General features: G+C 56.7%; 8 protein-coding genes. 1 reads left to right on the top strand and 7 read right to left on the bottom strand.

The features are described 5' to 3' along the window. Positions 1 to 24: 24 nt before the first annotated feature. The gene (locus tag VPK24_RS08190) at positions 25 to 3,048 is read left to right on the top strand and encodes a glycerol-3-phosphate acyltransferase (protein ID WP_393012024.1); all 3,024 of its coding nucleotides are present in this window, start codon (positions 25 to 27) and stop codon (positions 3,046 to 3,048) included. A gap of 127 nt (positions 3,049 to 3,175) precedes the next feature. Here the strand turns inward: VPK24_RS08190 and VPK24_RS08185 are convergent, their stop codons facing one another. The 7 genes from VPK24_RS08185 to prfC all read right to left on the bottom strand — a co-directional run bounded on the left by VPK24_RS08185 (position 3,176) and on the right by prfC (position 11,653). After that, on the bottom strand, positions 3,176 to 3,565 hold the full coding sequence (locus VPK24_RS08185; protein WP_393012022.1) for a RidA family protein: 390 nt from the start codon (positions 3,563 to 3,565) through the stop codon (positions 3,176 to 3,178). A 35-nt stretch (positions 3,566 to 3,600) separates the two neighbouring features. Further along, positions 3,601 to 4,038, bottom strand: coding sequence for an NUDIX domain-containing protein (locus tag VPK24_RS08180; protein ID WP_393012020.1), 438 nt, complete (start codon positions 4,036 to 4,038; stop codon positions 3,601 to 3,603). Continuing rightward, positions 4,035 to 5,960 (bottom strand): hypothetical protein, encoded by a 1,926-nt coding sequence (locus tag VPK24_RS08175; RefSeq protein ID WP_393012018.1) that lies wholly within the window; start codon positions 5,958 to 5,960, stop codon positions 4,035 to 4,037. Before VPK24_RS08175 ends, VPK24_RS08180 begins: the two co-directional genes overlap by 4 nt. Positions 5,961 to 5,981: 21 nt before the next feature. After that, positions 5,982 to 8,582, bottom strand: coding sequence for an endonuclease MutS2 (locus VPK24_RS08170; RefSeq protein ID WP_393012016.1), 2,601 nt, complete (start codon positions 8,580 to 8,582; stop codon positions 5,982 to 5,984). A gap of 290 nt (positions 8,583 to 8,872) precedes the next feature. Then, positions 8,873 to 9,169 (bottom strand): hypothetical protein, encoded by a 297-nt coding sequence (locus VPK24_RS08165; protein ID WP_393012014.1) that lies wholly within the window; start codon positions 9,167 to 9,169, stop codon positions 8,873 to 8,875. A 247-nt stretch (positions 9,170 to 9,416) separates the two neighbouring features. After that, entirely contained in the window at positions 9,417 to 10,043 is a 627-nt protein-coding gene (locus tag VPK24_RS08160) for a class I SAM-dependent methyltransferase (RefSeq protein ID WP_190354729.1), read from the bottom strand. Then, the gene (gene prfC, locus VPK24_RS08155) at positions 10,043 to 11,653 is read right to left on the bottom strand and encodes a peptide chain release factor 3 (RefSeq protein WP_393012012.1); all 1,611 of its coding nucleotides are present in this window, start codon (positions 11,651 to 11,653) and stop codon (positions 10,043 to 10,045) included. The genes VPK24_RS08160 and prfC overlap by 1 nt, the downstream gene beginning before the upstream one ends. Between the last annotated feature and the right edge of the window lie 266 nt (positions 11,654 to 11,919).

Here is an 11,919-nt window from a genome sequence, read left to right as displayed (position 1 = left end):
GCATTGCCTCGACCGTTGCCATCCATGACCAGCGAACAGACTTTGGGCCTTCTACTGTTGCTAACCCTTTGTCCGGCTTTGGGAGCTTTGCCTCTCACGGACTGGATTGTGCGTTGGGGCACAGGCAAACGGTTGCGACGGTTGGGCACGGGAAATGTCAGCGTCTCGGCGGCTTTTTACCATGCGGGTCCTTGGTGGGGCCTGTTGGCCGTGTCGGGGGAGGCCCTGAAGGGATTGGGCGCGGTGTGGTTAGCTCGGCAGTTTTTCCCGATCGAGTCGGGTTGGGAATGGCTGACGATCGGGGGTGTCGTGTTGGGGCGCTATTGGGTGGGCCGAGGCGCGGGCATGACCAACGCCACTTGGGGGGCGATCGCCCATGAACCCAGTGCGGCGTTGCTGACGGGGCTGCTGTCGGTGTCCGGGTTTGCCTTCACGCGCGATCGCCAAACCAGTCGGTTGCTGGCCCTGGCGCTCTATCCGCTGATGTTGGGGTTGCTGAATCCCAATGGGGTCGATCGGGTGGTGGGATCTGTGTTGGTGGCGGCTTTGCTGGCCTGGATTTGCCAAACCATGCCCGAGGATCTGGCCTTGGGGCGATCGGGAGCGGCCGCCGGTTCTCAAGGGGCCATGGGCTTTTTTCAAGGCAAGGCAGATTCAATGCTCTCTCTCGATCAACCACTGGATCCACAACGGGCCGGCACGAAGGCCGCCACCCTGTCCCGCTTGAAGGCTTGGGGCTATCCGGTTTTGCCCGGTTGGATTTTGCTGCCGGGAGATGATCCCGTGCTGTTGGCCAACCGCTTGGCGGGCCAGGGCGAGTTAACTGAAGGGGTGGCCCAAGCCATTTTTGATCCGCCCTTGATTGTGCGCTCGTCCGCGATCGGGGAGGACGGCGATCGCTCGGCTGCCGCTGGCTTGTATTGCACTGTCAGTGATGTGCGTACCCCCTTGGAGTTGGTGGAAGCGGCGGCGGTGGTTTTTGTGTCCTATGACGCACCGGAGGCGATCGAGTATCGGCGCGATCGCAACCTGCCCGATGCCAGCATGGCCGTGCTGGTGCAACCACAAATTGCCGGAGCCTTTTCGGGAGTGGCCTTCAGCCGCGATCCCGTGACGCAACAGGGCGAAGCGGTTTTGGTGGAAGCCCTGCCCGGTTCCGCTGCCCAAGTGGTTTCCGGGCGCATCACCCCCGAATCGTACCGGATTGATTTGAGTGAATTGGATGTGACGGCCTGGCGGGAGTCCCGATCGGTTGCCTTTCCGGGCCCGGCCAATCCGCCCCAGTCGATCGAGTCAGAATTGCGCGCTCTCGCCACCAGCACGCGCCCCCTGGCTGCCGAAACCGGAACCGGCGATGTGCCCGGTTGGTTGGTGCGGGAAGTGGCCCTGTTGACGCGGGATTTGGAATCTCATTTTGACGGCATTCCCCAGGATGTGGAATGGACATTTGACGGCCAGCACCTGTGGATTTTGCAGGCTCGCCCCATCACCACCCTGCTACCCATTTGGACGCGGCGGATGGCCGCGGAAGCCATTCCCGGCGTAATTCGGCCCCTCACTTGGTCCATTAACCGGCCCATGACCTGTGGGGCCTGGGGGCGACTGTTCACGCTGGTTTTGGGCGATCGGGCAGCGGGATTGGATTTTTTGGAAACGGCCACCCTATTCCACGGCCGCGCCTATTTCAACGTCACCCTGTTGGCGGATTTGTTTCGGCGGATGGGCTTGCCGCCCGAGAGTTTGGAAGCCCTCACCCACGGGGGCAAAATGAGCCGGCCACCCCTCACGGCCACCCTGCGTAACTTGCCGGGTCTTTGGCGGCTGTTGGGTCGGGAGTGGAATTTGGATCGATCGTTTCAGCGCGACTGGGAACAGTGGTTTGAACCCGGACTCCAAAACCTGGAAACCCTGCCAGCAGAACAGTTTTCAGAGCCAGAACGCCTCCTGGTGCGGGCAGAGCAGATTATGGGGCTGCTCGATCGCGCCACGGAGTACAGCATTTTGGCCCCCCTGAGTGCCGCCCTGCGCCAAGCGATCGGCCGTCGCAAACCGGAGCAACTCGATCCCAGCCGCCACCCGGAAGTGGCCGCCACCCGCTGGCTCCAGAATTTGGCTCAACGGATGCAAGCGGTTTTGTCCTTGGAGCGAATTCGCGCCTTGGATCAGGCCCCGGCCGTTTGGGCCGCCTTGGCGGAGTCACCGGAAGGGCGGGAAATTCTCGCTAGCTTTCAAGTATTTCTGGACACCTATGGCTATTTGAGCGAAGTGGGAACCGATGTGGCCGTGCCCACCTGGCGCGAGGCAGTGGAGATTCCACAGACCATGCTGTTGCAGTTGGCCAAAACCCCAATCACCCAACCCAGCAGCCCCCGCCGTCAAACGTCGATCGCCCAGCGCCGTCTTGATTTGAAAGGACAGGTAGCAGAACTCTACAACAAGCTGTTGGCGCAACTGCGATGGACTTTTGTGGCCCTAGAGCAGCAGTGGCAGGCGACCGGCCTGTTGCAGCAGGAAGGCGATATTTTTTATCTGGAATTAGCCGAAATTCGGCAATGGGTGGCCCACCCCCAAAACCAAAACCTGCAACGGATTCTGACCGCTCGGATTGCCCAACGCCGCCAAGCCTTTGCTGATTGGTGCGAAACGCCGGCCGCTCCGTTGGTTTATGGCCAAGAGCCGCCCCTTTGCGCCCTGGAGTGGAGTGCGGCGGCGGCGCGATCGACCCTCCGTGGGTTAGGCGGCAGTCCCGGCCGGGTGGAGGGGCGTGTGATTGTGATTCGATCGCTGAGTGAACTGACCCTGGCTCCGGCGATCGATCAACGATCCATTTTGGTGATTCCCCATGCGGATGCGGCTTGGGGGCCCCTTCTGGTGCGAGCTGGCGGCCTCATTTGCGAGGCGGGGGGGCGTTTGTCCCACGGAGCGATCGTGGCGCGGGAATATCGAATCCCAGCGGTGATGGACATTCCCAACGCCACCCAACGACTCCGCACGGGCCAACTGTTGCGGCTGGATGGCACAACCGGCACGATCGAGATCTTAGATTGATTGACCTTGGGGCCGGCTCGATCGTCCGGTTTGTCGGCTGGAAAATACCGCCCTGTTAATCCGCACCTCTTCACCATGAACAGCCCGTCCATCACAGATCGATCGGGCTTTGATCTGGCGAGTTCGGTTAATCAACAATGGCGGTGCAGTCAATTTCCACCAATACATTCTTGGGCAAACGAGCCACTTCCACGGTCGCCCGCGCCGGAGCCGTTACCTCAGAAAAGTATTGGGCATAGACCGCATTTACCATGGCGAAATCATCCATATTCGCCAGGAAAATCGTGGTTTTCACCACATTCGCAAACCCGGTTCCACCAGCTTCCAAAACTGCTTCCAGATTTTGCAGCACCCGTTCCGTTTGGGCCACCACATCGCCTTCATGGACGAGTTGATTGGTGGCCGGATCGATGGAGATTTGCCCCGAAGCAAACAGCATTCCATTCGCGACGATCGCTTGGTTATAGGGGCCAACGGGGTTAGGCGCTTTGTCGGTTTGAATAACTTGTTTAGGCATGATCGAATGGGCAACCAGAGAATTAGTAATCAAAATCAGGGGCGAGGTCGCTGTCCATAATAGCGGTAACGGAGGTAATCTGCGAGGATGCGATCGTGATCAAAGCAAAGATTTTTGGGTAGCTCCCAAGGATTAAAGATCGCTAAATTTTGGGCATCATCGGCCGCTTGGGGATCGCCCATAGCCGTGGCAATAAACACCACGCTCATGGTGTGTTTGCGCGCATCCCGCTGTGGGTCGGAATAGACATAGAATTGCTCGACCAAGGTCACCGTCAAGCAGGTTTCTTCGAGGGCTTCCCGCCGGGCCGCATCCTCCACCGATTCGCCATAATCCACAAAGCCGCCGGGGATGGCCCAGCCCAGCGGATCGTATTTCCGCTCAATCAACACGATCGGGCGGTGGGGGCGATCGACCAGTTCAATAATCAAATCCACCGTGGGGGCTGGATTGCGGTAGGTTGGCTCACTCATGATTTTTGCGGGAAAGAATAGGAACCAGCGAGGGGATAGACCGTGCCGCGATCGGTGTCGAAGGCCCAGGCGGTGATTTTGGGCGATCGCACAATTTCCAGCCGTTTTTGGGGATCAGACACCAATTTTTCTAGCTCAAAACTCTTGTTCCAGCGATTATTAGGACAAACAAAATCACCGAGAATTTGCCCCATGCCGCGATAGTTTTTGCCCACTTTTGCCGCTGTGAACGGAATCGTTGCACCGTCTTTTTCGTAAGCCAATAAAACCGATCGCGTAGGCTGGCAACCAGCACCCAAAGTCAGCTCGCCCCCGGCCACATATTCCCAAGTATCGTCATTTTTTTGGAGCGTGAGGGTTTGGAAGTTGCCAGCGATCGGTTGATTTTGGGCTAAGGCTTTCAGATCCGTTTTTTCGGGAATTGGGGGAGCAATTGGCGGACGCACAAACCCGAGCTGATTGGTGTCGCGAATGGTGTTGAGAACATGGTCATTCAGCTCAGGATAAATCCACTCGGTGAAGCAGCGTTCATCTTGGAAACTGTTGATAAACGTTAAACAAGCTTTGCCCTGATGGCGATCGCGACTGAAGTTCGCCAAGTTGCGCGACCCGATCGCAAAGCTGGCGTAATGCAACACTAAAAACAGGGTTAACCCAAAAATAACTAGCCCTTTTCGCCAGGGTTTGGGTAAGCGGTGCTGAGTGAATTGGGGCAACAAAATCGCGGACAGATGAATAATCGCAATCCACAGATAAAGCGAAAAGGTTTGGTAACGGGAAGTCAGGGCAGCATCGGGCCCAAACCCAAACCGCCCGAGGGTGACGATCGCATCAGTACCGATCGCATAGCACCCAAAAATCACCCACTCAAACGATCGCGCCCGATCGCCTCGCCAAGCCAGGATTACTAACCCCAAAAAGCCCAGCAGCCCCAAGCCCCCCAGCAGTTGACTCAACCCCAAATCATCAAATCCCAGGATCGCCCCCATCAAGGCAAACCAATATTTAATCCCGGCGATCGGTTGTTGCAGCGGCCCCGCAAAACTCGGGTGGCTGGGGGGTTTGTAATAATCCCAAAAATAGAGCAGTAAATTCGCCGCCATCGCCGCGAGCCACACCCCCAACCCAATCCAGGACTGGCGAGCCGTCGCGCCTAACGATTGAATCGATCGCCCCAAATCTCCAACAATCCCGTAGGGGCGCACCGCCGTGCGCCCACCACTATCTTTGTCACCTAACGATCCAGTTTCACCAGCATCCCGCACCGCCGTGCGCCCACCAGCATCTTCCCGACTCAAGCCAACGATCCAGTCCTTTAAAAACAGCGCCGGGAACGACAGAAACCAGCAAAACATCCCGCTAGCGCTGGAATAGGTGCTGATCGTGGCTAACACAATATTGATCGCAATTTTCTGCCAAAACCTCAGCGAAGATTGCGCCAACCACAAACTAGTGGTGATGCAAAAAATCGGCAGGAAAACAACAATTTGAATGCTATAAACCCAGTTTTCCCATTGGGACGGGCTGAACAGTAAGCAACTGGCTAAGGCAAAGGCGATCGCCTGAAATCTACGATCTAAAACCGTCGATCGCCCCAAGGCAAAAATTGCCCCCGCCGCCCCACAAACCAGGGCAAAAATCACCGCCAACTCGGCCCGAATATCCCAGCCCGTCAGATAAGCCAATCCCAAAAAGATCAGCCGGGGAAAGACTTTGCGGCTTTCATTGTGTTGGGAAATAAAATCCACGAAGGTCAGCGGCTGATGCTCTGCCAACTTCACGAACAACACCCCCGGCGTGTCCCACTGGTCGTAGGTGGGGAGGTTTACGCCATAACGCACCATCAAGGCCGCCAGCAGCAGCGCGGGCAGCACCCAAACCACCAGCCACGGCCAGCCCTTCGATCGAACGGCATTCAACACACACCACTCCTCGCCAGAACCCTAACGCAAATAGGCGACCGTCACGCCCGTGCCGCCATCCTCGCGGGGGGCATCCTCAAAGCGTTCCACCAGTCGATGGGTTTTGAGGTGGGCGCGCACGCCGTCTCGCAGTTTACCGGTTCCCTTGCCATGCAAGATCCACAGGCAACCAAAGTCAGCGGAAATCGCCCGATCGATCGCCTGTTCCACTTCGATTTCCGCGTCGGCTACCCGGGCCCCACGAATGTCCAGGGTGTTGCTGCTGGTGCGGAGGATCGATCGCTCCTTGGTTTTCGGCGGGGGCGCGGGTTTCGGCTCCGGTTTTTGCACCTCGATTTTTTTGCCATCAAGGGATTCCACGTCGGCAAACTGGAGGGTTGCCTTAATCAGCCCCATCCGAATCGTGATTTCCTCATCGGCCTCATCGATCGCCAACACCTCCGCTGCGCCGCCGAGCTTGGGCACGCGCACCCGTTCGCCCACCTGGGGTTTGTAGCCCTTGGGTTTCGGTTTCGGCTGCTGAGACGGCAGGAATCGTTGGGCAATTTCGCCCACTTGGGCCGTGGCTTGCTGGGCTTGCTGGCCCGTGGGTGTGCCCCGCTGCAACTGCCGGATCACCTGGGCAATTTCGCTGCGGGCTCGCTCAATTTCCTTTTGGACGGCGGCTTCTTGGGTTTGCTTGAGCTGCTCTTCTCGCTCCTTCAGGGTTTGGGCCTTGCGATCGATTTGCTCATGCAAAAACTCGGCCCGCTGCAACAGGTGCGCCACCTCGTTCGCCTTGGCTTCCTGGCGGCGGCGTTCGGCTTCTAGGCCGGCGATCGTCCGGTTGATGTCTTCTGATTGGCCACCCACCCGATCGCCCGCAGCCGTGACCACGGCTTCATCCAACCCCAACCGGCGGGCAATGCTCAAGGCGTTCGATCGCCCCGGAATTCCCCACAGCAACCGATAGGTGGGGCTAAGGGTTTGGTCATCAAATTCCACCGAGGCGTTCTCGAACCGGCTATCACGATATTTCAGGGTTTTCAGTTCCCCAAAGTGCGTCGTCGCCACGGTCAAGCGGGCGCGATCAGCCAGGGCTTCCAGCAGGGCGGCGGCCAGGGCGCTGCCTTCGGCCGGGTCGGTTCCCGCGCCCACCTCGTCCAACAACACCAACGATTCGGATGGATTGTCGTTGGTGGCGGGGCGATCGGCGGAGGGCGCAAGGCCTTGCGCCCCTACGGTTTCGTTTCCGTCGGATTCTGATCCATTTGAATCGTCCAAACCAGGTTCCTGTAGGGGCGCACCGCCGTGCGCCCTTTCCGGGGCGATCGCACCCACCCCGTCGTTGGTGGCAGGGCGATCGGGCTGGAGGGCATCCAGGATACGGACGATCCGGCGGATGTGGCCCGAGAAGGTGGACAGGTTCTGCTCGATCGACTGTTCATCACCGATATCCGCCAACACCTGGCTAAACCACGGCAACTCCACCGGCTCCCGCGCAGGCACAAACAGCCCCGCCTTCGCCATCAGGGCCGCCAAACCCAGGGTCTTCAGGGTGACGGTTTTGCCCCCGGTGTTCGGCCCCGTAATCGCCACCACCCGAATCGTCGGATCGACTCGCACATCGATCGGGATTACGTCCCGCCCTTGCTCGTGCTTCTGTTGCCAAATCAGCAACGGGTGGCGCAACTGGCGCAGGGTCAGGGTTTCATCCGGTTCAATAAAACGCGGCGCATTGCCCTCAATCCAAAAGGAATAGCGGGCCCGGGCCGCGGCCAAGTCCAGCTCCGTGGCCACCGCCAACAGCCGCTCCAGATCGGGAGCCACCTCGGCAATCTGCTCGCTTAGCCGCCGCCGGACAATTTCCGACTCGATCACCTCTTGCCGTTGCCATTGGCGCAGGCGGTTGTTTTGCTCGGTGATCGTGTGGGGTTCCACGTACAGAGTTGCGCCCGTGGAGGACGTGTCGTGGACAATGCCGCGAATCACGTCCTTGTGGCTGGCCTTCACGGGAATCACGAACCGATCGCCCCGTTGGCTAATATTTGGTTCCTGAATCGCGTTGGAATGCTGCTGCATGATGTTGTGCAGCTTTTGGTAAATCCAATCGCGGCCGGCCCGCAGCTTTTCGCGGACTTCTGCCAACTTGGGGCTGGCACGATCGGTCACATCGCCCCGATCGTCAATGCAGTAGTGAATTTCCTGCTCCAGCTCCGGATAAGTCCGCAGCTCCTCGACCAGGGCCGCCAGGGCCGGCAAATCTTCCCGCTGGTCGATCGCCCGGCGCAGGTTGCGGGCCCCAGATAGGGTAGTAGCCACTTCCAGCAATTCCTCACCGGCCAGCACACCGCCCCGCGTGGCCCGATCGAGCGCCGCCCCAATATCCGCAATCCCGCCAAAATTCAGGCCTCCCGTGGCGCTGCGTTCCAGCTCCCAAGCCTCGCGGGTTTGGGCCAACAGGGTTTCGCTGGTGCGGCGATCGCCCGGAATTGGCAACTGTCGGGCCACGATCGCCCCCAGCTTGGTGGCCGTAAAGGTTGCCAGATGCTGGCAAAGGCGCGGCCATTCCAACAATTCCAGGGTTTCAATCTGGATCGACTCAGCTTGATTAGCAATCAGTGATGATGGCAACGGAGACACAGGCAACCTAACGTCATTGCGATGAAAAACGGCGCGGTTCTTTTATTGTAAAGGTCAAGCTCAAAAGACAGATCTAGGAAATTTAAGAAATTGCTGATCTTGTCCTTGATCAGGTCTTCTGACTCAGACCTAATTTCGATTCAAGGATTAGTCTGGCTATATTTTTTTGGCCAACGGTGCTGATCCTGGTTACATTTCTTGCTATTGCATTGTCCGGGCACATCGATCGCCTGATCGCTGATGGCTCCAATCTTTGATTGATCTAACTTGATTGATCCAACTTGATTGATCTAATACATTTGCAATTCAATTTGCCGAATCGAAATGAAGCGTTCGTCAGGCAAAAGAATCACTCGATCTTGAAAAATCGGTCGCCCTCGAAAGGTGTGCCGATTCACCACAATTCCATAGGGCCGCCGAGCGCGATCGACCATAATCACGCAGTAGGCCTCATAGATGGCCCGGGCCGCTCGCAACAAGTCCAGCTCTGGCCCCTCTGGCGGCAGTTCCAGGTAGTCTGCATAGTCGGTCTCGGGCGGCTGAGACCGTTTAAACAAGGCACGCGATCGGGTGGATGAGTATGGCACAGGGCAGAACCAAGGTGAAGGAAACAAGCAAAGGAACGCGGGGAAGTGCCCCATCACCCATCATCAAGGCACTCTAATTGCAGGTTTACCTCAAATGGTGACAGAATTCCAGTCTCAATTTTTCAGTGATCCCATCAAAGTCCTACAAACAGCACTTTGAAGCATAAATTTAAGGCCTGCATCTAAAACATGTATCTAAAACATGTATCTAAAACATAAATTTAGAACACAAATTTGGAACATGTACTTAAAACATGACTTTCTCAGAAATCCAAAGACTCTGTTGATAGTCGAGGATGCAGCTCCAACCCTGCTGGCTTAAGAATTCCTTCGTGAGTCGGGCCTTGCCACCGCCCGGCAACCCATTGTCATCGAGCAAAATGATGCAACCTTGGCGTAATTTATCCCAGGCGGCTTCAATTTCTGCCAGTTGATGGGCCTGGGATTGTTGTTGAATTTGAGGATCATCCCACCAATCCAAACTATCCAAATACAGCAAGTCAATCGGGCGATCGAACTGTTTGAGGAAGGTCACCGAATCACTGCAAACATACTCAATTCGCTGAGCCACATGCTGGGTGCAGTGCTGGGAAGTGGTCAGATTTTCCGGCGACAGATCCACTGTCCAAAGGCGACCGCCATCAAAGGTTTCTAGGGTTTCACCAAAGATGGTGGTTGAGCAGCCAGCTCCCCAGTCGTCGGGTAGTCGCTGGGTGCCGGTTTCCACAATCACCCCATCCCGTCGATCACCCAAGTGCTGCAAAAATAGCCCGATCGCTGACTTAAACGTTGGATAGCGGGCTTGGGGGGCTGACCCAAAGCGTTGGTCAAACCAGCCCCCAAAATAGCCAAATGTCGCAGATCGTGAAGTCATTAGGTTAAGGGCGCGATCGACTGGAGTTGTAGGCTGGGGTGATCTCCCTCCACCTGTTGACAATTCCACTCGTTTTTGAACAACAAAACGGGACGATCCCACATATCTTTGACGGTCATGGCATTAAACAACCGGCCCACTTTGGCTAGCTCATCCCAGCCGGCGGTGACCCAACGGGCCACGGAATAGGGCAGCAGCTCAACCCGTGATTCCACACCGTATTCACTTTGCAAGCGGAATTGCACCACTTCAAATTGCAGTTGCCCCACGGCCGCCAGAATTGGATCGCGCTTGGCCTCGTCGGTGGAATACATGATTTGGACGGCTCCTTCTTCGCGAAGTTCCGAAATTCCCTTTTGAAATTGTTTGAATTTAGAGGGGTTAGGGTTTCGCAAATAGGCAAAGAGTTCCGGCGAAAAACAGGGAATGCCTTCGTATTCAATTTTGGGGCCAATGTAAATGGTGTCCCCGATCGAGAAGGCTCCAGGATTGTTTAAGCCAATGACATCGCCCGCGTAGGCTTCCTCAACGGATTCGCGATCCTGAGCAAAGAGCTTTTGCGGCCGAGCCAATCGTAAGCTTTTGCCCGATCGCGCATGGGTCACCACCATGTCTTTCTCGAATTTGCCGGAGCAAACCCGCACGAAGGCCACCCGATCGCGGTGTTTTGGATCCATGTTGGCCTGCAACTTAAAGACAAAGCCCGAAAAATGCTCATGGGTTGGGTCAACGGATCCAGTTCGGGCGGTGCGGGGGCCCGGCTTGGCCGCATAGTCCAAGAAGGCATCGAGAAACAGTTGCACCCCAAAATTGGTCATGGCGCTGCCGAAGAAAACGGGGGTGAGTTCGCCGGACAAAACCGCTTCGAGATCCAACTCAGAACCCACTTCTTCAATCAGTTCCAGTTCATCCCTAAAGGTTTGATAAACGTCCGGTTCCACCAATTCCAGCAGTTCCGGTGCGTCCAAGTCCAGGGTGGTTTCGCTGGCCATTTTGCTGCCGTGGCGCGATCGCTGGAACAGATGCACTTTTCGAGTGCGGCGATCAAACACTCCCTTGAAGCGATCGCCCGTCCCGATCGGCCAGTTCACCGGATAGGTGGCGAGTTTTAGCTCCTTTTCAATTTCATCTAATAGATTCAGCGGCTCTTGGGAGGGGCGATCGAGCTTGTTGGCAAAGGTAAAAATCGGCAATTTCCGCAACCGGCAAACCTCAAAAAGTTTGCGCGTTTGTGGCTCCAAACCTTTAGCCGCATCAATCAACATCACCGCATTATCCGCAGCGGCCAGGGTGCGGTAGGTGTCTTCGCTGAAATCTTGGTGACCGGGCGTATCCAACAAATTAATTTGGCAATCCCGATATTCAAACTGCAATACCGTGGAGGTAATGGAAATGCCCCGTTGCTTTTCCAATTCCATCCAGTCTGAGGTGGCTTGGCGCTGGTCGCGACGGGCCCGCACGGAACCGGCTTCGTGAATTGCACCGCCATACAGAAGCAACTTTTCAGTGAGGGTGGTTTTCCCCGCGTCCGGGTGGGAAATGATGGCAAAGTTGCGGCGGCGGTTAACTTCCACAGCCAGTTTGGCGGAGTCGGCGAATTCAACGACCATGGTTCGACGGAAGGATTGGCTTTCAGATTATAGGGGCTTGGGCCGGTGTGGGCGGCTGGGGCCCGATCGATTGCAACCGACGCAACCGATCTCGATCGCAACCATCCTGTTAAATCGATCGCACGGGAACCGAATCAATCCCTGTATCTTCTGAGGATCAGAATTCGATATTTCGATATTTCGATGGTAGTCAGAATTTGCTGAAAGCCGAAAGTTGCTGAAAGCTAATGGATTGAAACGCCGTCTGACACGCCATCGACAACCCC

Origin of the sequence: Limnothrix redekei LRLZ20PSL1, from assembly GCF_043235035.1 — a bacterium.
Taxonomy (GTDB): Bacteria; Cyanobacteriota; Cyanobacteriia; order CACIAM-69d; family CACIAM-69d; genus CACIAM-69d.
The sequence above is the reverse complement of the archived record's forward strand: the minus strand, read 5'-3'. Positions and strand labels throughout refer to the sequence as shown.

Coding starts and splice junctions, on each gene's coding strand:
- prfC (WP_393012012.1), bottom strand. CDS start 11,653: ATGGTCGTTGAATTCGCCGACTCCGCCAAACTGGCTGTGGAAGTTAAC.
- VPK24_RS08160 (WP_190354729.1), bottom strand. CDS start 10,043: ATGACTTCACGATCTGCGACATTTGGCTATTTTGGGGGCTGGTTTGAC.
- VPK24_RS08180 (WP_393012020.1), bottom strand. CDS start 4,038: ATGAGTGAGCCAACCTACCGCAATCCAGCCCCCACGGTGGATTTGATT.
- VPK24_RS08185 (WP_393012022.1), bottom strand. CDS start 3,565: ATGCCTAAACAAGTTATTCAAACCGACAAAGCGCCTAACCCCGTTGGC.
- VPK24_RS08190 (WP_393012024.1), top strand. CDS start 25: ATGACCAGCGAACAGACTTTGGGCCTTCTACTGTTGCTAACCCTTTGT.